The organism is Paraperlucidibaca baekdonensis, assembly GCF_003387535.1.
Taxonomy (GTDB): Bacteria; Pseudomonadota; Gammaproteobacteria; order Pseudomonadales; family Moraxellaceae; genus Perlucidibaca; species Perlucidibaca baekdonensis.
In genome coordinates this window covers 175,922-197,661 of the sequence record NZ_QUNR01000003.1, presented here as the reverse complement: position 1 = coordinate 197,661, position 21,740 = coordinate 175,922, and the positions used below count along the sequence as shown (strand labels likewise).

Annotated in this window: 22 protein-coding genes and 1 pseudogene; 9 read left to right on the top strand and 14 right to left on the bottom strand. The window is 56.7% G+C overall.

Annotation, left to right across the window (positions count from 1 at the left end; genetic code table 11):
• Positions 1 to 5: 5 nt before the first annotated feature.
• Positions 6 to 1,244, bottom strand: a complete 1,239-nt coding sequence (locus DFR26_RS07485; RefSeq protein WP_116208343.1) for a GGDEF domain-containing protein — start codon at positions 1,242 to 1,244, stop codon at positions 6 to 8.
• A gap of 74 nt (positions 1,245 to 1,318) precedes the next feature.
• Here DFR26_RS07485 and pyrC point away from each other — a divergent pair, with 74 nt between their 5' ends.
• Positions 1,319 to 2,359: a dihydroorotase gene (gene pyrC / locus DFR26_RS07480; protein WP_116208342.1), complete on the top strand. Its 1,041-nt coding sequence runs from the start codon at positions 1,319 to 1,321 to the stop codon at positions 2,357 to 2,359.
• Positions 2,356 to 2,982: a ribonuclease T gene (gene rnt / locus DFR26_RS07475; protein ID WP_116208341.1), complete on the top strand. Its 627-nt coding sequence runs from the start codon at positions 2,356 to 2,358 to the stop codon at positions 2,980 to 2,982. Before pyrC ends, rnt begins: the two co-directional genes overlap by 4 nt.
• 33 nt (positions 2,983 to 3,015) lie before the next feature.
• Here rnt and DFR26_RS07470 read toward each other — a convergent pair.
• Positions 3,016 to 4,443: pseudogene (locus DFR26_RS07470) on the bottom strand (high affinity choline transporter 1).
• 91 nt (positions 4,444 to 4,534) lie between these two features.
• Complete coding sequence (locus tag DFR26_RS07465) at positions 4,535 to 5,746, bottom strand: 4-phosphoerythronate dehydrogenase (RefSeq protein WP_116208340.1); 1,212 nt, start codon at positions 5,744 to 5,746, stop codon at positions 4,535 to 4,537.
• A gap of 107 nt (positions 5,747 to 5,853) precedes the next feature.
• Between DFR26_RS07465 and DFR26_RS07460 the strand changes: the two genes are divergently transcribed.
• Both DFR26_RS07460 and DFR26_RS07455 read left to right on the top strand, forming a co-directional pair.
• The gene (locus DFR26_RS07460; RefSeq protein WP_116208339.1) at positions 5,854 to 6,711 is read left to right on the top strand and encodes an NUDIX hydrolase; all 858 of its coding nucleotides are present in this window, start codon (positions 5,854 to 5,856) and stop codon (positions 6,709 to 6,711) included.
• The gene (locus DFR26_RS07455) at positions 6,708 to 8,135 is read left to right on the top strand and encodes an MATE family efflux transporter (RefSeq protein ID WP_116208338.1); all 1,428 of its coding nucleotides are present in this window, start codon (positions 6,708 to 6,710) and stop codon (positions 8,133 to 8,135) included. The genes DFR26_RS07460 and DFR26_RS07455 overlap by 4 nt, the downstream gene beginning before the upstream one ends.
• On the opposite strand, the gene tusA is transcribed toward DFR26_RS07455, so the two are convergent.
• From tusA to DFR26_RS07435, 4 genes are all read right to left on the bottom strand, one after another.
• Positions 8,136 to 8,357, bottom strand: coding sequence for a sulfurtransferase TusA (gene tusA, locus DFR26_RS11280; protein WP_425453362.1), 222 nt, complete (start codon positions 8,355 to 8,357; stop codon positions 8,136 to 8,138). It abuts the gene before it with no gap.
• A gap of 73 nt (positions 8,358 to 8,430) precedes the next feature.
• A complete protein-coding gene (locus DFR26_RS07445) occupies positions 8,431 to 9,690 on the bottom strand; it encodes an MFS transporter (RefSeq protein ID WP_116208336.1) in 1,260 nt (419 codons plus the stop codon).
• A 9-nt stretch (positions 9,691 to 9,699) separates the two neighbouring features.
• A complete protein-coding gene (gene purU, locus DFR26_RS07440) occupies positions 9,700 to 10,557 on the bottom strand; it encodes a formyltetrahydrofolate deformylase (RefSeq protein ID WP_116208335.1) in 858 nt (285 codons plus the stop codon).
• The gene (locus tag DFR26_RS07435) at positions 10,554 to 11,579 is read right to left on the bottom strand and encodes an AraC family transcriptional regulator (protein WP_116208334.1); all 1,026 of its coding nucleotides are present in this window, start codon (positions 11,577 to 11,579) and stop codon (positions 10,554 to 10,556) included. The genes purU and DFR26_RS07435 overlap by 4 nt, the downstream gene beginning before the upstream one ends.
• Before the next feature lie 142 nt (positions 11,580 to 11,721).
• On the opposite strand from DFR26_RS07435, the gene DFR26_RS07430 reads away from it, so the two are divergent.
• From DFR26_RS07430 to DFR26_RS07420, 3 genes are read left to right on the top strand one after another with little or no spacing between them, the layout of a single operon-like run.
• Positions 11,722 to 12,150, top strand: coding sequence for an HIT family protein (locus tag DFR26_RS07430; RefSeq protein ID WP_116208333.1), 429 nt, complete (start codon positions 11,722 to 11,724; stop codon positions 12,148 to 12,150).
• Between the two features lie 6 nt (positions 12,151 to 12,156).
• Positions 12,157 to 12,924 (top strand): sulfite exporter TauE/SafE family protein, encoded by a 768-nt coding sequence (locus DFR26_RS07425; protein WP_116208332.1) that lies wholly within the window; start codon positions 12,157 to 12,159, stop codon positions 12,922 to 12,924.
• Positions 12,924 to 13,715, top strand: coding sequence for a sterol desaturase family protein (locus DFR26_RS07420; protein WP_116208331.1), 792 nt, complete (start codon positions 12,924 to 12,926; stop codon positions 13,713 to 13,715). The genes DFR26_RS07425 and DFR26_RS07420 overlap by 1 nt, the downstream gene beginning before the upstream one ends.
• Here the strand turns inward: DFR26_RS07420 and DFR26_RS07415 are convergent, their stop codons facing one another.
• Positions 13,716 to 14,618, bottom strand: coding sequence for a metal-dependent hydrolase (locus DFR26_RS07415; protein ID WP_181899015.1), 903 nt, complete (start codon positions 14,616 to 14,618; stop codon positions 13,716 to 13,718).
• Between the two features lie 106 nt (positions 14,619 to 14,724).
• On the opposite strand from DFR26_RS07415, the gene DFR26_RS07410 reads away from it, so the two are divergent.
• Positions 14,725 to 15,738 (top strand): helix-turn-helix transcriptional regulator, encoded by a 1,014-nt coding sequence (locus DFR26_RS07410; protein ID WP_181899014.1) that lies wholly within the window; start codon positions 14,725 to 14,727, stop codon positions 15,736 to 15,738.
• Here the strand turns inward: DFR26_RS07410 and DFR26_RS07405 are convergent.
• The 3 genes from DFR26_RS07405 to DFR26_RS07395 form a co-directional block, all read right to left on the bottom strand.
• On the bottom strand, positions 15,735 to 16,490 hold the full coding sequence (locus DFR26_RS07405) for a class II aldolase/adducin family protein (RefSeq protein WP_116208329.1): 756 nt from the start codon (positions 16,488 to 16,490) through the stop codon (positions 15,735 to 15,737). The genes DFR26_RS07410 and DFR26_RS07405 overlap by 4 nt on opposite strands.
• A gap of 5 nt (positions 16,491 to 16,495) precedes the next feature.
• Positions 16,496 to 16,879: a VOC family protein gene (locus DFR26_RS07400; RefSeq protein ID WP_116208328.1), complete on the bottom strand. Its 384-nt coding sequence runs from the start codon at positions 16,877 to 16,879 to the stop codon at positions 16,496 to 16,498.
• Between the two features lie 130 nt (positions 16,880 to 17,009).
• Positions 17,010 to 18,092, bottom strand: a complete 1,083-nt coding sequence (locus DFR26_RS07395; protein WP_147300280.1) for a hypothetical protein — start codon at positions 18,090 to 18,092, stop codon at positions 17,010 to 17,012.
• A 356-nt stretch (positions 18,093 to 18,448) separates the two neighbouring features.
• Between DFR26_RS07395 and DFR26_RS07390 the strand changes: the two genes are divergently transcribed.
• Entirely contained in the window at positions 18,449 to 18,628 is a 180-nt protein-coding gene (locus tag DFR26_RS07390; RefSeq protein ID WP_116208326.1) for a hypothetical protein, read from the top strand.
• Position 18,629: 1 nt separating this feature from the next.
• On the opposite strand, the gene DFR26_RS07385 is transcribed toward DFR26_RS07390, so the two are convergent.
• From DFR26_RS07385 to DFR26_RS07375, 3 genes are read right to left on the bottom strand one after another with little or no spacing between them, the layout of a single operon-like run.
• Positions 18,630 to 18,950 (bottom strand): DMT family transporter, encoded by a 321-nt coding sequence (locus DFR26_RS07385; RefSeq protein WP_116208325.1) that lies wholly within the window; start codon positions 18,948 to 18,950, stop codon positions 18,630 to 18,632.
• A 54-nt stretch (positions 18,951 to 19,004) separates the two neighbouring features.
• Positions 19,005 to 20,582, bottom strand: a complete 1,578-nt coding sequence (locus DFR26_RS07380) for a BCCT family transporter (protein ID WP_220375736.1) — start codon at positions 20,580 to 20,582, stop codon at positions 19,005 to 19,007.
• A 32-nt stretch (positions 20,583 to 20,614) separates the two neighbouring features.
• On the bottom strand, positions 20,615 to 21,715 hold the full coding sequence (locus DFR26_RS07375) for a porin (RefSeq protein ID WP_116208323.1): 1,101 nt from the start codon (positions 21,713 to 21,715) through the stop codon (positions 20,615 to 20,617).
• Between the last annotated feature and the right edge of the window lie 25 nt (positions 21,716 to 21,740).

Sequence of the window (21,740 nt, the reverse complement as noted above, 5' to 3'; positions counted from 1 at the left end):
ACGCGTTAGCAGGTCGTGCTGACCACCACCCGATGCCGGCCTTCGTGCTTGGCGGCATAAAGCGCCTCATCGGCAAGATCAATCAGTTTGGCCGGTGCAATGTGCACATCTGGCACCATCGAGGCCACACCGGCACTGATGGTCACGTGCTTGGCGACTTTCGAGCCGCGATGCGCGATGGCTTTATCGTCGATGCCTTGAATGAGCTCGCGCGCCAGCTCAACCGCGCCCTCGCAGGTGGTATTGGGCAGCAGCAAAACAAACTCTTCGCCGCCATAGCGCGCGGCTAAATCACCGGGGCGAGTGGCCACCGACTTGAGTACATCGGCGACCGCGACCAAGGCGCGATCACCCTCTAAGTGCCCGTGTTTGTCATTGAAAGCTTTGAAATGATCGACATCGGCAAACACCAAGGCCAAGGGCTTGCCATCGCGGCGCGCGCGCTCCCATTCCATGAGAAAGCGGTCGTTGAAATGTCGGCGGTTGGCCAAGCCGGTGAGGCCATCTTCACGCGCGAGCTGGACTAAACGCTCAGAGAGTTTGTTGAGCTGGCGTTTTTCTAAATCGAGCAGGCGCGACTGCAAAAATAAGCGACGTTCCCGAACTTCCACCACATAGCTATTGCCCACGCCAACTAAGTTGGTAAGAAAGAAAAACTGCATGAACATGCCCCAGTCATAGCGCACATCCAGCGCCATCACCGCCAGCACCACACTGCCCATGCCGGCAAAACCAATGAACGCGGCTTGATGTAGGCGCAAATTGGCGACGCCATAGACAATCATCAGCAGGTAAATCACCAAATAGGTACTGCGCTGACGCAACACTTCATCACGCAGATACGCCGGAAATACGGCGAGAAACAACAACATGATTACGCAAAACAGGGTGGTATAGGTGAAGTAGTGGCGGTCGAAACTGGGAATTTTAACCATTACAGTGAAGAGTGCTAGCACCGACACGAGGCAAAGTGTCATCAATACCGAGAGCCGCAAATCCTCAATGGCGCCAATCCACACACCACCCACGGTGTATTGAAAATAGACGATTAACACCGCGCCCAACGCGAGTAGAAATAACATCCAATAGTTATCACGCATGGTCTCCAACGCGCGCGCATCCATGGTGCGGCGATAGTCGCGTTCGAGCATTTTCGGAAAGCGCAAACGCATAAAGGACTGCCCAAGCAGATCGCGCACGGTGTCGTATTCGGCTTCCCAGGCGGGGGATTTTTCTGCGATCATCACTCACTCCGTCTTTGCCGATGGCTCGGCATCCGTTAGCCTATGCGTCTTTGCCGCCGTTGACGAGTCTTCTCATGCCAGAAACCACCCTGACCATTGCCCGCCCCGACGATTGGCATGTGCATTTACGCGATGGCGCGGCATTGGCTGACACCGTGCCGGCGATGGCGCGCTATTTTGGTCGTGCCATTGTCATGCCGAATTTGCTGCCACCGGCGGTTACGCCCGAACAAGCCGGCGCTTATCGCGAGCGTATCTTGGCCGCCCGCCCAGCGGGCAGCGCTTTTGAGCCACTGATGGTGCTCTACCTCACCGAGGGCACCACGGTCGATGATATTCGCCGCGCCAAAGCCTGTGGCTATGTGCATGCCGTGAAGCTCTACCCCGCCGGCGCCACCACGAACTCACAATCGGGCGTCACCGATGTAAGCAACGTCGATGCGGTGCTGGCCGAGATGGCCGCCTGCGGTATGCCGCTGCTCATTCACGGCGAAGTCACGCACAGCGAGATCGATATTTTCGCGCGTGAGAAGGTCTTTATTGACACGATTTTGAAGCCGCTGGTGGCTCGCCACCCGACCCTACGCGTGGTGCTCGAGCACATCACCACCGCCGATGCCGTTGAATTTGTTCGCGAGGCGCCAGCGCATATTGCCGCGACCATCACCGCGCATCATTTGCTGTTTAATCGCAATCACATGCTCGCTGGCGGCATTCGTCCGCACTACTACTGCTTGCCGATTCTTAAGCACAGTCGCCATCAGGCAGCACTGATTGAGGCCGCCACCAGTGGCAGCGCGAAGTTCTTTTTAGGCACCGATAGTGCCCCGCACGCGCAAGGCGCGAAAGAAGCCGCATGTGGCTGTGCCGGCGCCTATACCGCGCATGCCGCCATTGAGCTCTACGCCGAAGTCTTCGAGGCGGCGAATGCGCTCGATAAGCTTGAGGGTTTCGCCAGCCATTTTGGCGCGGATTTTTACGGTCTACCGCGCCACCGCGACACCATCACCTTGGTGCGTAAAGACTGGACGGTGCCGGCTAGCTATCCCTTCGGTGAGCATCAGGTCATCCCCGTGCGCGCCGGTGAGTTGCTGGCTTGGCAGGTCGAGGCATGATCGCCGCCAAGGATAGATTTCGTGGTTTTTTACCAGTGGTGGTTGATGTCGAAACCGCCGGTTTCGATGCCGGCACGCATGCTCTGCTAGAGGTCGCTGCCGTTATTGTACTGCCCGATGAGCACGGCAACTGGCAGCCGGTCGCGCGCCATCATGCGCATCTCACGCCCGAACCTGGCCTCGCGCTCGACTCTGCCGCTCTCAAATTCAATGGCATTAACCCGCATCATCCGCTGCGCTTGGCAGTGACTGAAGCCGATGGCCTGCGCGATATTTTTGCGGCCGTGAAAGCCGCGCAAAAAGACGCGGGCTGCAAACGCTGCATTTTGGTCGGTCACAATGCTGGCTTTGACTTGGCGCACATTAATGCCGCAGTGGATCGGCAAAGCCTGAAAAATCAAAACCCCTTTCACCCATTTTCGGTATTCGACACGGTGTCATTGGCAGGCTTGGCTTATGGCCAAACCGTGCTCGCGCGCGCCTGTGCGGCAGCGGGCATTGATTTTGATCAGAGCGAGGCGCATTCGGCACTCTACGATGCGCAAGTCACCGCTGAGCTGTTTTGCGGGATCGTCAATCGTTGGCAGTCGGCATTTGCCTTACCGGAAATGCCCGAGGCCTAAAGTAGTAAGAACGGACTGCCGCAAAAGCGCGCCTTAACGCGCACCCTCGGGCGATGGCAGCAGCCGCGCCAAAAACAGCGAGCCAAACCACATACCCACCATGCTCGCCACTAGGCCCGCCAACTGCGGCGGCCAGATGCTGTCGACGGCAAAAGCCTCGCAACCTAACCACACGGCAATGCCCGCCGCCATGGCCGTCAGCGCACCGGCGCGGTTAGCCCGCGACCAATAAATCCCCGCCGTGAGCGGCACAAACACCGCCACCAGCGTGACCTTGTAAGCATCTTCCACCATCTCGAAAATGCTGGCATCGGACTGCATGGCATACCAACTAATAAACGCACCAAACACCAACACCACCGCGCGCTACATGAATAAAAACTGCTTGTCGTTTTGCTCAGGCAGTAAAGGCTTGAGTAAGTTTTCGGTAAACACTGTCGATGGCGCGAGCAAAGTGCCCGATGCCGTCGACATAATCGCCGAGAGCAGCGCGCCGAAAAACAATACCTGCATAATCAGCGGCAAGTCATTCTGAATAAACGTCGGCAACACCTGCTGCGCATCTTCCGCCATCACGCGCGCCACCATGTCGGGGTCGATGACCACCGCGGCATAGGTCAAAAACAGCGGCACCATGCAAAATAGCAAATAGCCGACGCCGCCAAAAATCGCGCCGTATTGAGCAATGTGCTCATTTTTTGCGGTATTCATACGCTGAAAGACATCTTGCTGCGGAATCGAACCCAGTGCCAAGGTCACGAACGCGCCTATCCACGCCAGCCACGAAGCCGTGCTCATCTCGGGCCAGAAATTGTCGAACTTGCCAGCAGCATTGGCGTGATCGACGACAACCATAACGCCGCCGGCATCACCAGCCACTACATACGTGATCAATACGAGCGCGACAATGATGATGATCATTTGCACAAAACTGGTGATCGCCACTGACCACATACCGCCAAACATGGTGTAGAAAATCACGATGGCTGAGCCGATTAAAATGCCCTCATCGTGACTGATGCTCCCGCCGCTTAAGCTACTGAATATCACGCCGAGCGCGATCATTTGTGCCGACACCCAACCCAAATACGAGAGCATGATGGCCACCGAGGTGATCACCTCCGCCTCACGGCCATAGCGCTCACGGAAAAAGTCGCCAATGGTCAGCAGGTTACGCCGATACAGCGCGCGCGCAAAAAACATGCCCGCGAAAATCAAGCAAAAGGCCGCGCCAAACGGGTCGGCAACAATGCCGCCTAAACCTTCTTCGAGAAAATACGACGGCGCACCGAGAATCGACTCGGAGCCAAACCACGTGGCAAACATGGTGGCGGTGACCACACTCAGCGGCAAACTGCGACCAGCAGAGACGAAGTCGTGTGAGTTTTTCACGCGTAAAGTAGCCAACAAGCCAATGGCAATCGACACCACTAAATAGGCAATAACAAAGGTATTTAACATACGTCAGAACTCTTAAACGGCCAGTCTTGGGCTGGCTCTCTAGCCTTTGTGAAAGCCATGAGCTGATGGCTGTGACAAATTTTTTCGCATGCTAACAGCTGAAGCCGAGCGCGGTAAGTAGTTGCTGCGCTGACGAGTCATTGGGCACACCACTCAGGCGATGCGCGGCGATTTCTCTGCGCGTGGCGTAGTGCTTGCGCAGGGCATCGAAAGCTGCTGCTTGACCTGGCTGCTCAGTAAGCGCGCTACGCAGGCGCGCATCATCGCCCGCGCAATCCACCACCGCGGCCATCAGTTCGGCATATGGCGCCACCGCCTGTGGATCAGCGGCAGTCGGCCAGGTCAGCGCTGGTGGCGCTTGCACCGGAATGATATCGGCCAGCTCACCGACCTGCTGATAGCCAAAATGTGCCGCAGCGTTGGCGCAGATCTGCCAAGTGCCGCGCCATTTGCCCTCCAGGCTATGTCCGGCAATGTGCGGACTGACTTGCTGGCAATGCGCTACCAGCTCCGGCGCTGGCAGCGGCTCATTGGGCAGCACATCGAGCAATGCCACACGTTGAGCATCGGCACGCTGCGCCTCAATAAACGCCGGCGCATCAAGCACATCACCACGGCCGGCGTTGATGAGCCAAGCGCCCGGCTGCAGCTGTGCTAAGCGCTGTGCATTGAGCATTTGCCACGTTGGCGCTGGGCCACTACGCGTCAATGGCGTATGCACACAGACAATATCGGCGCTCGCCAATAAGGCATCGATAGCTTGCCAGCCCGCCACGCTGCGGGTGGCGCGCTCGGCGGCGCTGAGCAGCGGATCACAGCCATAGATCTGCAGACCGAGCGCCGACAGCAAGGCCGCCACACGCTGCCCAACGTGGCCCAGACCTATCACGCCCACCCGCTTGGCGCGCAATTGCGTGAGGGTCATGGCCGGCGTGCGCGCCGCTTGTCGCAAAACGGTGGCTAACACCCATTCCGCCACCGCTTGCGCATTGCACCCGGGCGCAGTCGACCACGCCACCGCGCGCGCCGCTAAGGCATCGAGATCGAGGTGATCTTGGCCAATGGTCGCGCTGCCCACAAAGCGCAAGGCCGGGGCTTGCGCCAATAGCGCCGCATCAACACGCGTTATTGAGCGCACCAGCAACAACTGCGCCTGCTGCACATACTCGGCGTTTAGGTCGCGGCCATCGCTGCGCAGCAGCCGAAACTGCGGCGCCTGGCCCTGCGCATCGCGCCATTGCGCCAAACACGCTTCAACGCCGGGCATCATGTCATCGGCTAATACAGTCATGCGGTGCGACATGGCGACAAAGACTCGCTAATCAGAAAACTTGACCGAGTATGCCATTGTCAGTCGGCATGGCACCGATGCATTCGCTACACTAGGGGAAATTTTACGAGATCGTGTTCATGTCGCACCCGCTCCTCGCCGAAGTCATCGAATTTCTCCAGCAGATGCCGCGCTTTAGCCCGACCGATGAGTTGCGCCTGCACATCGATGACGTGGCGCTGGGCTGGGTACGCCCCGCGGTTGCCGATGCCTTGGTCGAGCTCGCCGGCGCGCATGCCGTGCGCAAGGGCGAGTCCTTGCACTTGCGCGCGGCCGGCGACAGCGTTGGTCGCAGCATCATTGTGCAAGGCTGGGCGCATGCCCTGCATGAGCGCGGCTTATTGCAAAATTGGCGCGATGAACCGATGACGCTGATGCATCAAGGCAAAAACTTTCTAACCACCGAGCGCGCTGCCTTTCGCAGCCTCGGCATGGCCACACAATCAGTGCACCTGAATGGCTGGCTGGCTAGTCCCGATGGCATGCAAATTTGGGTGGCCGAGCGCAGTCATCATAAGTTTGTCGATCCCGGCAAGCTCGACAACCTCGTTGGCGGCGGACTTGCCGCCGGCGAAAGCCTGGCCGTTGGTCTCGCGCGCGAAGCTTGGGAAGAGGCCGGCCTGCAGTTTCGCCAGGTGCCCTCACCGCGTGCCGAGCTGCATGTGGCGCGCCGCATTGGCGAGGGCGTGCAAGATGAGTGCATTCACGTGTTCGACGCCTTTTTGCCGGCCCATTTTTGCGCACTCAACCAAGATGGCGAAGTCGCGCATGCCGGCTTAATGCCCGTGGAAGATGCCCTCATGCTGATCCTCGGTGGACGCTTCACCTGGGATGCCGCGCTGGTGGTGATTTATGGCCTGCTGCGGCAACGTTACTTTGGCCATGATGGCAGCGCTCAATTACACCTTCAGCTCCGCGAACTCGGTCACCTCGCATGAGCACCGGCAACGCACAGGCGCAGCCCGCGCCGCTATCAACACGCGCGGAATTAAAAGCGCTCAGCCTGCTCACCGCGCCCATTATATTTAGCCAACTCGCGCAAGCCGCCTATGGCTTTATTGACACCCTGATGGCAAGCCAAGTGTCGCCACTCGACCTCGCGGCGGTCGCGGTGGGTTCGGGCATTTGGTTGCCGATCTTTTTGCTGATCACCGGCATATTGCTGGCCACTACGCCATTGGTCGCCGAGGCATATGGTGGCCAACAACGCCACCGCATTGCCGGCATCACCCATCAGGCACTGTGGTTAGCACTTGGGGTGGGCGTTCTCGGCTTTTTTGTCATGCGCCATGCCTACCCGCTGTTTCACTGGCTCGATGTGCCGCCTGAGTTGCGCGACATGACTCATCAATATTTATTAGGCGTGTCGTGGGGCATGCCAGCGGTCGGTGTATTTTTCGCCCTGCGATGCTACTGCGAGGCGCAAGATCAGCCCGTGCCCGTGATGATCATCAGCGTTAGCGGCCTATCGCTGAACGTCTTCTTCAACACTTTATTTATACACGGCAGCGAATCAGTGAGCTGGCTAGCCTGGTTGCCAGTACAAGTTCCAGCACTAGGCGGCCCTGGCTGCGGCTGGGCCACCTCGGTGGTGCTGTGGCTGATGTCAGGCATCATGCTCGTGTATTTGCTACTCAGTCGGCGCTTTCAACATGCGCGTTTGATGCAAGCGTGGGAGCCGCCAAAATGGTCTGAGATATACGCGATTGCCGCGCTTGGCTTGCCGATTGGCTTGGCGATATTTTTTGAAGTCAGCACCTTTGCCTTGGTGGCGGTATTGATTAGTCCACAGGGCGCGCTCGTCGTGGCTGGCCATCAAGTCGCGCTGTCGCTGACCTCCTTTTTGTTTATGGTGCCGCTGAGCATGGCGATCGCACTGACCATCCGCGTGGGGCAGTTTTATGGCTCACGCAACTATGCCGCGATCTTGCATGTGCGCCGCATAGGCCTGATGACGACCACCTGTGTGGCGGCGTTTATGGCGCTGATTTTATTGTTTGGCCGCCATGCCATTACCGAGATATACACCGACGACCTCAACGTGCGCGCCTTGGCGGCACAGCTGCTGTTATTCGCTGTTTTTTATCAAATTGTTGATGCTCTGCAAGTGGCCGCGGCGGGCTGCTTACGCGGCTTACAAGACACCAAAAGCCCGATGCGCCTAACGCTAATTGCCTACTGGGGCGTGGCGATTCCGGTCGGCTATTTGGCCGGTAGTACCGAGTTTTTCGGTGGCCAATCGTGGGGGCCACATGGCTATTGGATGGGCATTGTATTGGGGCTTACCGTGGCGAGCATCTTGCTGCTCTGGCAACTCGGTCGCACCTTGCGTACGGTGCAGGCGCGCTGGCAGCGCGGCTAGTCAGCCCTTGCGCAAGACATAGCGATAAAGCCCGGACTCAGGCGCCTCAGCGAGCAGCAGCTCATGCCCCAAAAACTGGCAAAACTTCGGGATATCGCGCGTAGTGGATGGGTCGCTGGCTAATACCTCAAGCTCATCACCACTGGCCAGTTCACGCACGCGTTTATGCAGCAGCATGACCGGCTCAGGGCAACGCAAACCACGCGCATCGAGCGTCGCTATTGCACCGCTCGCCTCTTGCCCATCAGGACGGCTTGATGATTTTATGTGTCCACTCTCAGGCATGGCGCTACCTTTAGGTTGCGGGTTGTGGCGAGTTATTTAGCTCATGCGGCTCGCGGGTAAAACGCCAAGCCGGATACAGCATGAGCACACCTATCACTGCTGAAATCACGAAATGGTCGGCATAGCCCACCGCTTCAGCCAGAAGCCCCGCAGGCAAATAAAACGAGCCGCCAAAGATCGCCAGCAAGCTCACTTGCAGCGTGAAATCGACACCGGCATGAGCCTGACGCGCACGATCCATGACCGCCGACAGCAGCGCGGCCATGGCCATGCCACCGGCAAAATGCTCAATGGCATTGATCGCTACCGCCGTGCTGGTTGCGGCCAATCCCGCCAGGCCATAGCCCAACGCCGGAATTGCGTAGGCGGCAATGGCCACGCATTGAAAAGCGCCAAACCAAAACAGTCCGTGGCGGCGACCAATTTTTTGCAGCCAATAGCCACCGAGCATGGCACCGGCAATGGTCGTCACGGCGCTGATCATGCTGACTTGTAGGCCAATCTCCGCCAAGCTCATGCCCATATCAACCATCATCGGCTTGACCATGGCCGACGATAGCGAGTCAGCGATTTTGTAGCTCACCAAGACCCAAATCCAGCCGGCCAACTCCGGGCGCTTGAAAAAGCTTACCCACGCCGCGCTGTAGGACTCACGCGAGCCCGCCAAAGCCTCGGCAGAGATCGGTGGCTCGCGATAAAACATCACGGGCAACAACAGCAGCAGCGACATCAGCGTTAGGCCCATAAACGCCTGTGCCCAACCCAGCGTATCGAGTACTAAAAGCAACAAACCGCCGCCAATAATAATGCCAACGCGATACGCCGATACCTGAATGCCATTGCCGAGGCCGCGCTCTTCACTCGATAAAATCCGCACCGCCAAACCATCGGTGGCAATATCTTGCGTGGCGGCAAACAGGTTCACCAAGAATAAGAAGCCAAAGAGCCAATACACACCGGATGGATCACGCAGGCTATCGGGATCAAAAAAACATAGGCCCGCCATGACCGCGGCGAGGCCGATATTCATCGGCAAAATCCAACTGCGGCGATGACCAACACTCGGCCAATAATAGCGATCGACAATCGGTGACCAAAACACTTTCAGCGCCCAAGGAATCGCCAATAAGCCGCTCAGGCTAATCAGCGATAACGGCGCGTCATAGCTGCGCAAAATTGCCGGCAAGGCCTGCGTATACACACCAAATGGCACGCCTTGCGCCAAATACAGCGCCAACAACAAGCCTAGCCGGGTTGATAACGGTGACATGCGCGCCCCTTAAGCAAACACGATAGTTTTTGTGCCATGCACCAGCACGCGATCTTCCAAGTGCCAGCGCACCGCGCGCGCCAACACTTGCCGCTCCACGTCTTGCCCCATGTCGCGCAAGGAGTCGACCTCATCGCGATGCGACACGCGCTCAACATCTTGCTCAATGATTGGACCCTGATCGAGGTCAGCCGTTACATAATGCGCCGTGGCGCCGATCAATTTCACGCCCTTGTCATAGGCCTGCTGGTAGGGATTAGCACCGACAAATGCCGGCAAAAATGAGTGATGAATATTGATAATCCGGTGCGGCCAACGCGCCGTGAAGTCGGCGCTGAGAATTTGCATGTAGCGCGCCAACACAATCAAATCCACGCCACTGAGTTTTTCTTCCAACGTGGCCTCGGCCAATGCCTTGGTCTCGGCGCTTATTGGCACATGATGAAAGGCCACGCCAAAGCCCTCGACCGCCTCGCGCAAATCCGCATGATTGCTAATCACCGCAACAATCTCACAGGGCAGCGTGCCACGCGACCAACGCCAGAGCAGCTCCATCATGGCGTGATCGTGTTTCGACACCAAGATCGCCACGCGCTTGCGATCGACGGCATAAGTGAGCTGCCAGCTCATCTGAAAACGACTCGCTACCTCGGCCTCAAAGGCTGCCTCTAAGGCCTCACGGTCAATGCGTATGGCTGCCGTTTGCAGTTCAAGGCGCATAAAATACGTACCGCCCGTGGGCGCCGTGGCGTGCTGATCGAGGTCAGTGATATTGGCGCCATGCGCGAATAAAAAGCTCGACACGGCACTGACAATGCCTGGCGCATCGGGGCAATTAATTAACAGGCGAGCGGTGGTATCGGTCATTCAGAGAGTCCTAATAAATGCCGGCGACAGCTCGCCGGGGTTTGGCCTGTCCATTTTTTAAAGGCGCGATGAAAGGCGCTGGCTTCGGAGAAGCCCATCATCAGCGCGATCTCATCGATACTTAATGCCGGTTTGGCTAAATAAAACCGTGCCGCCTCTTCGCGTAGTTGATCTTTAATGCGCTGGTAGCTGGTGCCCTCTTCTTTTAAATGGCGACGCAAGGTTTGCGGCGTCATCGACAAGGAAGCGCAGAGTTCTGGCAAGTCCGGAAAGGCATTGCCATAGTCGGAACTCAAGCGGTTGCGCACCTGCTCGGCCAAGCCCATGGGCCGCGAACGGCCGGCAATAATTTGCGCCAACGAATCCTTCAAGAAGCGCGATAATGACAGCGGCGTTTGCGCCAGCGGCAAGCTCAGCCAACTCGCCGGAAAGCGAATGACATTATGATCAGCACCATAAATCACCGGGCAACGAAATAGGCTGGCAAATTCGTTGGCGCTGGGCGGTGGCGCAAAAGCAAACTCGATCACCAGCGGGCTTAAACGCTGACCCACCAACCAGCTCCAAAAGCGCACGGAGACAAAGCTCATCAGCTCAAAAATGGTATCGCCAACCAGCTCATCACGGCGCAATGACAAATTCAGCTGACCCTCGTGTTGGTTAACGCTCAAATCGACCACGGTGGGGGTTTCAAACAGCTCATAAAAGGCACTGGAGCGGCGGATAGCCTGCTCAAGATTTGCGCAATTGATGACCGCATGCGCCATCATCGAGAAGGTGCCGGGCTTGGAGCGCGAATCGGCCGCCAAGCCAATAAACTCATCGCCGGTGCGGCGCATCACTTCTTGCATCAAGCGAATCAACTCAGTGCTGCTAATGCGGGCATTGCGCTCGTTGGCACGCGCCGAATCAAGACCGCTGTGGGCAAATAATTCGGGCAAGCTCATGCCCTGACGCGCGGCACCAGCCAGCAAACGCTCGACGTAGGTAAGGCTTACGGTGTGGGTCTGCGACACAGACATAATGACTCACAAAAAATCATACGCGCCACAGTCATTGGCCAGGAAAAATCACGGCCTAAGACTAGCACAGGCAAGGCGCGCGCCAGTAGCCCAGAACGCGCGGGCAGCCTACACTGGCGTTTTATATCGCTTGGAATTAGCCATGTTTACGCTCGACGCACGCCTAGCCAACGACACCATCGCGCTCGGGGATTTTCCGCTTTGCCGCTGCTTGCTGATGAATGATGCGCAGTACCCTTGGCTGATTTTAGTCCCCCGCCACGCCGATCTGCGCGAGGTCCACGAGCTCAGTCCGGATGATCAAAGCCAGCTCCTGCGCGAGTCTTCATGGCTGAGTGCGGCGCTGCAACAGGCCTTTGCCGCCGAGAAAATGAACGTCGCGAATTTGGGCAATGTGGTGGCGCAACTGCATTGGCATATTGTCGTCAGACATCAAACGGATGCCGCCTGGCCCGGCCCGATCTGGGGCAAGCATCCGGCGCAACGCTATACCGCCGAGGCGCTGACTGAGCGTCTGCAGGCATTACAGGCACTGCTCGCGACAGCACCAGCTTTTACGCCTGCACCCTAACGCGTCATGGCATGGCTTCCTGAGAGCATCAGTCTCGCCGTCGCACTCGGCCTCATGGCCATCTCGCTGCTAACCTCGCTGCTCACCGCCGGCCTGGGCATTGGCGGCGGCCTGCTATTACTCGGCGTGATGGCCATGCTCGTGCCCGCCAGCGCACTCATCCCGCTCCATGGCGTGGTGCAGCTGGGCTCCAATGTCGGCCGCACCGCCCTGCTCTGGCGTTATATCCGCTGGTCTACCGTACTGCCATTCACCGTGGGTGCCCTGTTCGGCGGTCTGGTTGGCGGCAGCCTCGTGCGCGAGCTCCCCAGTCACTGGCTCTACACCGGCCTCAGCGTATTTATCCTCTATGCCGCTTGGGGCAAATGGCCAACATTTTCCGCGCGCACCGAGCGTCTCGGCCTGTGGCTCGGCGGCCTCGTGTTTAGTTTTCTTAGTATGTTTATTGGCGCAACCGGGCCATTGGTGGCAGCCTTGCTGAAAACGCAAACGCTGCCACGTCAGCCGCATATGGCGACTTTTTCCGCCAGCATGAGCCTGCAACATGGCGTGAAAATTGCGGCATTTGGCTTTCTCGGCTTTAGTTTTTTACCGTGGATGACACTGCTGGCCGCCATGATCGCGAGTGGCTTTATTGGCACCTGGCTGGGCGAGCGTTGGCTGTCTGGGCGCGCCGATGCCAGCTTTCATCGCGGGCTTAATTGGCTGCTCTGTGCGCTTGCGCTACAGCTGCTCTGGCAGGCGTGGCAGAGCCTGCCCATCGGAGGTATGTAATGTCTGAGGCGGTTATTCGGGCGCTGATATTTGCCAGCGTTTTTAGTGTCATGGGGCTGATCGAATGGCGCCTGTCATTTCGCCCACTCGCGGTGCGCAAAGGCTTTCGCTGGCTCAATAATCTCGGCGTGCTGGTTGTCGACATCCTTGCCGTTCGGCTGCTGCTGCCGATCTTGGCCGTTGGTGTCGCCGCCGATGTCTACGCGCAACAGGGTGGGCTCTTTGGTCTGCTCAATATGCCCTTATGGCTGGCTGCACCCTTGGGATTTTTGCTGCTCGACTTGGCCATTTATGCGCAGCATTGGGCATCGCATCGTGTGCCGCTGCTGTGGCGCTTACACCGCATGCATCACAGCGATATAGATCTCGATGTGAGCACGGCCCTGCGCTTTCATCCGCTCGAAATTGCCGGCTCCATGCTTTACAAGATCGCGTTGGTTTGGGCGCTCGGTATTCATCCCGGCGTGGTGCTGGTGTTTGAGATTGTGCTGAATGCCACGGCGATTTTTAACCATGCCAATATATCCATCCCGCACAGGCTTGAGCGCCTATTGCGCGGCGTGGTGGTCACGCCCGATATGCATCGCGTGCATCACTCCATTCGGCCCTCGGAAACCAACGCCAATTACGGCTTTAACTTCCCGTGGTGGGATCGCGTCTTTGGCACGTATGTGGCGCGCCCCATGGATGATCCACAGTCCATGCCGATTGGCATTGAAGCGTTCAGGGCGGAGGCAGATTCGGCATTAGCGAAGCTGCTACTCCAGCCCTTTGTTTCTGATCGACGCTAATTAATGAATCTTCGCGCCTTTGAGCAAGCCATTGAGCGAGCCATCGGCACCAAATAGCTTCTCGCGCCATTCGGCCACTAATGCGGTGGTGTCGTGGTCGTTGGGGTGGAAGCTCGGGCGGAAGAAGTCGAGGAACTTCGGCGCCAAGCGCGTCATGCGGCCACGGCGGCCAAACAACGCCCGCAGACCCTTGAGGTTGTCGCGCATATTCAGCAGCTTGCCATCGGCATGCATCAAGCGACCGGTCGAATAGGCCATCACGCCACCCAAAATTACCGTGGTCAATGCCATGGTGCCAGCACGTAGCGCATAACCACCACCAGTTTGCTGGTAAACATCCCAGGCTACGGCCTTGTGCTCAGTCTCTTCCAGCGCATGCCACATCCACAGCGGACGAATATCCTCGGCAACCGCACCGTGGTGGTCGGCCTCAGCGAGTAATTGCTCACCCAAGAGCGCGGTGAAATGCTCGAGCGAAATGGTGATGGCCAAGTTCAAGCGCGGATGAATTTTCGCGACGGCATCGAGCAAAATCTTGAGCTGGCTCTCCAGCTCAGCAGCGGGAAGTTGCTTGGCATTGATGAAGTCGTTGAGCACTTGGTGGCCCTGCGTGTGCAGCGCTTCCTGACCAATAAAGCCCGAGATGGCCGCTTTTAGATCGGCATCGGTAATCTGGTCACGATAATGACGCACGGCATTCACAAAAAATTGCTCACCCTCGGGCAACAACACCGAAAATGCCGACCAAAAATAGGTCAAAAATGGGCTATCGGCATACCAGTAGCCAGCATCGGATGTGTCTAAATTCATCATCACACGACGGGGTGGAATGCCAACGCGCGCGCCAGCCGGTTGGCGATTGGCCGAGAGCGTGGGGGAAATAGCGGTTTGGGCAGCAGTCATGGTGAAACCTCAATCAGTCGTTGTTGAAGTGATTAATGTGCCCTTGTCTGCATCGAAGTAGCAGGTTAGTTTGTGCCATCTTCTTGTCATTATGTGCCATTACACAATGTCATCGTTTACTGAGTCCCACCCTGGCCTGCCCGCCGCCTATGTTTTGCTCTTGCTCGATGTGGTGAAGCGCTGGCATGTCAATGAAAGCGAGCTATTAGCGCCCGCCGGCCTAGATCGCGAGCAACTCACGGCGCCAACCCTGCGGCTCCCGCTCGATGTCGTCAATGGCATTTACACGCGCGCACTTGAGCTCACCGAGGAGCCCGGCCTACCGTTTTATATTGGCATGCAGATGAAGCTCTCCAGCCACGGCTTCATCGGTTTTGCTGCCATGACCGCCGATACCGTGGCGCAGGCCATTGAGCTCGCTGAACGCTTCATTAGCCTGCGTTTAATGGGCTTTGCGCTGCGTCTTGAGACTCACAACGATGAAGCGCGGCTGTATTTGAGCTGCGACTTAAACCTGCAGCCCCTGCGCGATACCGCCGTGGCGGCGCTGATGGTCGGTCTGGGCCAAATGGCGCAAGTGCTGACCGGCGAGACGCTCTACGGCATCGCCGATATCGACATCCCGGAAAACCCGCGCTTTGCCGAATTCAGCCATATTTTGCCGGCGCAGATTCAGTATGGGCAGCCTGAAAATGTCATCCGCTTTGCAAAGGCGTATCTGGATGCGCCCTTGCTAATGGCCGATGCCAGCTCCAGCCAGCTGGCCATTGAGCAATGCGAGCGCGAGCTGGTGGCGATTGGTCACACCAACCGCTTTGTTCGGCAGGTGCGCGAGCTCATTCACGATGACGCCGAGGGCTTTCGCAGCGTTGAGGCGGTGGCTAGCATTTTGTGCATGTCGGAGCGCACGCTAAAACGCCAACTCGCGCAAGATGGCACCAGTTTTAGCGATATTTTGGAAGATTTACGCCGCCAGCGCGCGGTACTGCTGTTGCGGCACGAATCACAAAGCATTGAACGCATCGCTGAGCAGCTGGGCTATTCCGATGTGGCGAATTTCACCCGCGCCTTTAAGCGCTGGACGGGCACCACGCCGAGTCAATATCGGCGTGGTGCTTAGCGCGCGTAATCAGCACCGAGCCGGTCGAGCTTGCGCAGCAATGCCGGCCACACAAACGCGCCACCTAAGCCACTCGTTTGCACGCGCATGGACTCAGCCACCCCCGCAACAATCTGCGGATCAACCTCGGTCAGTGGCCCACCGGCTTGCGCCGAGAGCTGAATCTGACAGGTACTTTCAAACACATACATGCTCAAAAAGGCATCGCCAATGCTCGGCCCAACGGTCAACAGACCGTGATTGCGCAGCATGAGAAAGTTCGCGCTACCCAGATCGGCCTGCAAGCGCGGCTTTTCATCATCGCGAAATGCCACACCCTCGTAGGCGTGATACGCCAAGCCTGCCAACACAAATGTCGATTGCTGCGAAATCGGCAACACCCCAGCGGCCTGTGCACTCACCGCAACACCGGCACGCGTGTGCGTATGCAGCACACAGCCGGCATCTTCGCGCGCTTCATGCACCGCCGAATGAATGACAAAACCAGCCGGGTTGACCGGAAATGGCGAGTCGATGACTTTGTTGCACTCGGCATCGACCTTCACCAATGATGAGGCGGTGATTTCATCAAACATCAAGCCATACGGGTTGATGAGAAAATGATGCTCAGGCCCCGGAATACGCGCGCTAATGTGCGTAAACACGAGGTCACTCCAGCCATAATGCGCCACCAAGCGATAGCACGCGGCTAAATCACAGCGCAGCTGCCATTCTTCAGGACTGACTTTGGTTTTTAGGCTTGGCACATCCATCGGTCTTACTCGCTAACGCGGTGCAATGCGCAGACTTTATTGCCGCTAGGGTCGCGCAAATACGCCAAGTACAGTTTGCCCAATGGGCTCTCGCGCACGCCGGGTGGGTCTTCAATGGGGCTGCCGCCATTGGCTAGGCCAGCAGCGTGCCAGGCATCGGCAGTGGCCGGATCCTTGGCAGCAAAGCCTACCGTGCTGCCATTACCGCCACTCGCGGGCTGACCGTTGATGGGCGTGGTGAGCGCAAAAATGCCGGTGTCGGTCATGTAGAAGCAGCGGCCTTTAGGGTCCATGGTGCCTGGGGCGTGACCCATCGCACCTAAAATCGCATCGTAGAAAGCCTTAGAGGCTTGCATATCATTTGCACCGATCATGATGTGGCTAAACACGTGACACTCCTTACATTTGCAGAAATTGTGAATACCTGTAATAGCCCCTTAGCGCATCACTTGCAATAGCCCAATAAAAAGGCCGCAATCCCTGCGGCCTGAATGAACACTCGGTGTCACTCCATCATCCTTAATTGGGCACCAAGCCGCCCAGTAAACCGCCAAGCAGACCACCGAGTAGCTGATTGAGCAGCGGCCCGAGCACGGGCACTTGCTCCAGCACCTCACCCAAAACCGGCACACTGGGCGCTTGCGTTGTGCCCGACGTGCTCGGTGCGGATGAGCTCATGGTTGATGTGCTATCTGGCTTGAACTGAGGCGCCGCAACAGGTGCAACCTCACTCAATTGCTCACCAAAGAATGGCACCATGGCTAAGATAGCTTTGGTAAATAGCTGACCATTGGCTAATGCCAACAAACCCTCAGCAATTTCCTCTGACGTCTGGCCGCTTTCACTGCCACCTAAGACCGCATTTAGGATGCTAATCAATGGGTTCAAGGCTTGATTATCTGTATTGACGAGCTCATCAACGAGGCTCGATAGCGCCCCTAAAGCACCGCTTTCTTTATCGGTGAGCTGATCCACCACACTGGTTAATGGCGCCAAGACACCATCTTGCGGATTCAGTAGAAAACCAAGCAAGTCATTGACTGGGCTCAGTAAACTGTCGCCGAGTAAATTGCCTGTGAGTTGATTCACCGAGCTAATAAGCCCCTGAGTCGCACCGCCGTCTTCGCCTAACGCCAGTAACGACGTCAAGCCGAGCGCAATCTCATTGGGCGCCATGCCTTTATTTAAGCCCACCACGATGGTGTTAATAGACATCACCAATGGCGACAGCACGCCCATGTCGTCAGCCGCTGTTAAGTAGGCAACGAACAATGACAGCTCGCACTGCTGACTGGTCCCTAGCGTTTGAAATTGCTTAATTGGCGCAAATAAATCAATCGTGGTTTGCTGCGCCGGATCGGTAATGGCCAACACCAGTTCTGGGATCAGCGTATTATACGGCTCAGCTTGTAAGATCGCTTTGGCGCCTTCCGCATCGTTTATTAGCACATCGGCACACATGACCTTTGCCGCTGGTGGCGTGACCTCTGGGCTCGAGTCATTACCCGCATTGAAATCTTTTGAATCTGCACCACAAGCAGCCAATACCATAGCCAAGCTCAATGCTGAGCTGAGACGTATAAAAGGGGTTAAAGCAGCCATGACAATCTCCTCGATTAAGTTAACGCAACTTTACGAGGAGCAATCTGATGTATCAGTTTGCAAGATGTAATGACGAGCATGTAAAGACTACAAATAATTACACATCGGATTAGCCACAAATCGTTGATTAGGAGGATTTTTGCATCCGATTTACGAAAACCAATAAATAATACACAGAGCGTTACACAACGCATCAAACAATCACTGTTACGCTGAAATTCTCGGCCTGCGCTCTTACAAAATTACACTAAAGTGGCGTTTGCCCGCCGCGATAGACTAGCGCCCGTGGTAGCTGATAGGTCGGCGTGTTACTCCCTGTATTTAAGACATCAGACAAAACGAAAGTAGTCCTGCTTATGCACACACAGCAAAACGCTGAAGAGTCAGAAATCACCGTTGAAGGCACAGAAGCATTACACCGTGAAATAGAACTCCTCAAGCAACACATTGCGCTCTTACGCTCAGAAATTAGTGTGTTGAAAGCGGCCGCAGACTTCTTTTACAAAGAGCATGTCGCCTGGCCCAACGACGAGTGAGTTAAGGCTGCGATAACTTCAGTGTCACCACACCCGCAATAATCAATGCCACGCCGGCATAGCGCGCCAACGAGCTCGGGTCGCCGTAATACATCACGCCAATGGCAAACGTACCGACCGCCCCGATGCTTGTCCAAATGGCATAGGCTGTGCCGATAGGAATTTGCCGCTGCGCAAGCCACAGCAGCAGCCCGCTGATGCACATAAAACCAACCGCAATGGCAATGCCAAGCCAGCGCTGGTGAGGCTGTTGGGCCATTTTCAGACCCACCGGCCAACCAATTTCAAACACCCCCGCCAACAGCAAATATAGCCAGCTCATAAGTGCCTACTCAAATCATCAAGCCAGCACTCTAGACCAGCGCCTGCGCTAACACTAGCGGCGTCGCGCATTCGCCTCGCGTTGCAAGGCAATAAACAGGCTCACGCACATCACCAGCAGCAAAAGCGTAAATGGCAGGCCGGTCGATACCGCACCAGCTTTCAAGGCATTGAGCGCCTCTTTGCCGCCACCAAAAAGTAATGCGCCGGCAATCGTGCCTTCCATTACCGCCCAAAACACCCGCTGCGTTACGGGCGAATCGACCTTGCCACCGGCGGTGATGCTATCGATCACCAACGAGCCCGAGTCTGATGAAGTAATAAAAAACACCAGCACCAAGACAATCCCGAGAAACGAGGTCACGGAGGCCAATGGCAGGTTTTCTAAGACCTGAAACAACGACAATGAGACCTCAGTGATGCCGCCAGACAAGCGCCCCACACCGGCTTGCACTTGCTCAAGCGCCGTGCCGCCAAACGCGGCCATCCACAAAATAGTCACCGCCGTGGGTACCAGCAACACCGCAATGAGAAACTCACGCACGGTGCGACCGCGCGATATGCGCGCAATGAACATGCCAACAAACGGCGACCAGGAAATCCACCAAGCCCAATAAAATACCGTCCAGCCATGCATCCACGTATCGTCGTCGCGATCTGTCCAACTGCTTAACGGCAAAATATGTGTGGCGTAATTGATAGCAGTATCGGCGACTTGACCAAAAATACCGAAGCCGGCACCGAGCACAATCATAAACACCAGCAATGCCAGTGCCAGCAGCATATTGATGTTGCTGAGCAGCTTCAGCCCGCCATTGATGCCACGCACAACAGACATCGTGGCAACCGCCGTCACGCCAATGATGATGGCAATTTGCGTGTTTAAACCGGGGTCAATATCAAACAAAAAATGCAGGCCGCTGGCGGCTTGCTTAGCACCAAACCCCAGTGACGTGGCCAGACCAAAAATCGTCGCCAACACCGCTAAGGTATCGATGATATGTCCCGGCCAGCCCCAGCAGCGCTCGCCTAATAACGGATAAAACGCCGAACGAATGGTCAGCGGCAAGCCGTGATTGAAGGTGAAAAACGCCAACGCCAAGGCCACCACGCCGTATATTGCCCAGGGGTGAAAACCCCAGTGATACATGACCGCGCCCATGGCCGCATTGGCCGCCTCCGGGGTATTTGCGGTGACGTTAAGCGGTGTGCCAAACCAGTCGGTGTAATACGCCACCGGCTCCGCAACACTCCAAAACATCAGACCAATGCCCATGCCCGCAGCAAACAACATGGCGAACCACGATAGCCGTGAGAACTCCGGCTTAGCCTCATCGCCACCGAGCCGAATACGGCCCATGGGCAACACAATGACGAGCAAACAAAACAGCACGAAGAAATTACCGGCGGCCATAAACAAGCCGTCGAAGTAGTTTATGCTCCAGTCGCGCGCCGCCGTCAGCATCTCGTTGGCGGCTTGCGGGAACATAATGGTGCCCACCACAAAAAACACCACCAAAAAGGCGCTCGTGAAAAACACCGGGTTGTGCATGTCTAAACCTAGCCAACGGACATTGTCTTGGCCGACTTCATAATCCGTGCTGTAGACGCTGTCGGGGGTTTTATCGGTCATGTCAGACTCCTGATTATGCTTCGGAGATGGGCTCATAAGTAAAAGTCCATCGACACATAAATCGCATCAAAATCGCCCTCGGACACTTGCCCGTTACGGTCAATCCCGCCGGTTTGATTGAGGTATTCGAGGTAGATCCAACCTGGGCCGTAGTCGTAGCGGATGCCCGGCGCAAAGGCATTGACGCCGCTGGCACTACTACCACGGGTGTTGGGCAGTGCGCGCGTGGCATCGAGGTAGAACAACCAGTCGCCAATACCGTGACTAATCTCGGCCGACAATCGCGTATTGCGAATATCACGCGCCAATACAGTGCCATTGCCAGCCGCTTGCACGAGCACGTTGTTGGGCAGCTCGCGCGCCATATCGATATAGGAAGCTTTTAGCGTGGTGGTATCAAATGTGCCCACGTAATAGGCCACCCAGGCACGATGGCTACCGTCGACATCTTCATTGGCCGAGAGGCCGGTCAGATCTTGTAAGCCGCCGTATTGCGTGGAAAAAGCCACGGTCTGGCCCGGCGCGATGTCGTAGCCGACATTGCCGACCACGGTTTTCACTTTGCGATACGTCGTGGAGCTGCCCCAATGGCCATTGTCATCGACGGTATCGGTGCTTTTCGAGCCCCAGTCATCGGCATGATAATAGGCAAGGTCGTATTGCCAGCGCTGGCGTTCGCCACTGAGCTTCAGGCCAACATCCATCTGGTCGCCGTAACCGGCTTGCAGCAAGTCGCCAGGCCAGAAGTTGCCGGTTTTCCAACCAAATGGCACTTGGCTTTTACCGACCCGCAGCGTGCCATAGTGTGGAAATTTAAAGCCTACCCAGGCTTTATGCAGCGCCGTTTGGTCGCCCGTGGAGTTATTGGCTTTGTCGGTAAAACTGCCCGGGCCGGCGCGAAACTCTGCCGAATAAGACCAAATGCCCTCGCCTTCGTCGGCGGCGCCATCGGCATATAAAATGATGGCCTCATTGCCTAGCGTGCCACCATCTTCGCGATCTTTGGGGTCGCCCGGCTTGTATTCGAAATTAGCCCAGACACCGACCGATAACGCATTGGTCGCTGCCTGCGCCGCACCGCCAACCAACGCACTCGCGCAGATCAGCACACCGCCTATTTTTTTTATAAACAAACCAAACCCTTTTTTGCGCCCTTTA

Excerpts from the sequence above, each read along its gene's own strand:
- DFR26_RS07485 (WP_116208343.1), bottom strand. The coding sequence starts at position 1,244 with ATGATCGCAGAAAAATCCCCCGCCTGGGAAGCCGAATACGACACCGTG.
- pyrC (WP_116208342.1), top strand. The coding sequence starts at position 1,319 with ATGCCAGAAACCACCCTGACCATTGCCCGCCCCGACGATTGGCATGTG.
- rnt (WP_116208341.1), top strand. The coding sequence starts at position 2,356 with ATGATCGCCGCCAAGGATAGATTTCGTGGTTTTTTACCAGTGGTGGTT.
- DFR26_RS07465 (WP_116208340.1), bottom strand. The coding sequence starts at position 5,746 with ATGTCGCACCGCATGACTGTATTAGCCGATGACATGATGCCCGGCGTT.
- DFR26_RS07460 (WP_116208339.1), top strand. The coding sequence starts at position 5,854 with ATGTCGCACCCGCTCCTCGCCGAAGTCATCGAATTTCTCCAGCAGATG.
- DFR26_RS07455 (WP_116208338.1), top strand. The coding sequence starts at position 6,708 with ATGAGCACCGGCAACGCACAGGCGCAGCCCGCGCCGCTATCAACACGC.
- DFR26_RS07445 (WP_116208336.1), bottom strand. The coding sequence starts at position 9,690 with ATGTCACCGTTATCAACCCGGCTAGGCTTGTTGTTGGCGCTGTATTTG.
- purU (WP_116208335.1), bottom strand. The coding sequence starts at position 10,557 with ATGACCGATACCACCGCTCGCCTGTTAATTAATTGCCCCGATGCGCCA.
- DFR26_RS07435 (WP_116208334.1), bottom strand. The coding sequence starts at position 11,579 with ATGTCTGTGTCGCAGACCCACACCGTAAGCCTTACCTACGTCGAGCGT.
- DFR26_RS07430 (WP_116208333.1), top strand. The coding sequence starts at position 11,722 with ATGTTTACGCTCGACGCACGCCTAGCCAACGACACCATCGCGCTCGGG.
- DFR26_RS07425 (WP_116208332.1), top strand. The coding sequence starts at position 12,157 with ATGGCATGGCTTCCTGAGAGCATCAGTCTCGCCGTCGCACTCGGCCTC.
- DFR26_RS07420 (WP_116208331.1), top strand. The coding sequence starts at position 12,924 with ATGTCTGAGGCGGTTATTCGGGCGCTGATATTTGCCAGCGTTTTTAGT.
- DFR26_RS07415 (WP_181899015.1), bottom strand. The coding sequence starts at position 14,618 with ATGACTGCTGCCCAAACCGCTATTTCCCCCACGCTCTCGGCCAATCGC.
- DFR26_RS07410 (WP_181899014.1), top strand. The coding sequence starts at position 14,725 with ATGTCATCGTTTACTGAGTCCCACCCTGGCCTGCCCGCCGCCTATGTT.
- DFR26_RS07405 (WP_116208329.1), bottom strand. The coding sequence starts at position 16,490 with ATGGATGTGCCAAGCCTAAAAACCAAAGTCAGTCCTGAAGAATGGCAG.
- DFR26_RS07395 (WP_147300280.1), bottom strand. The coding sequence starts at position 18,092 with ATGGCTGCTTTAACCCCTTTTATACGTCTCAGCTCAGCATTGAGCTTG.
- DFR26_RS07390 (WP_116208326.1), top strand. The coding sequence starts at position 18,449 with ATGCACACACAGCAAAACGCTGAAGAGTCAGAAATCACCGTTGAAGGC.
- DFR26_RS07385 (WP_116208325.1), bottom strand. The coding sequence starts at position 18,950 with ATGAGCTGGCTATATTTGCTGTTGGCGGGGGTGTTTGAAATTGGTTGG.
- DFR26_RS07380 (WP_220375736.1), bottom strand. The coding sequence starts at position 20,582 with ATGACCGATAAAACCCCCGACAGCGTCTACAGCACGGATTATGAAGTC.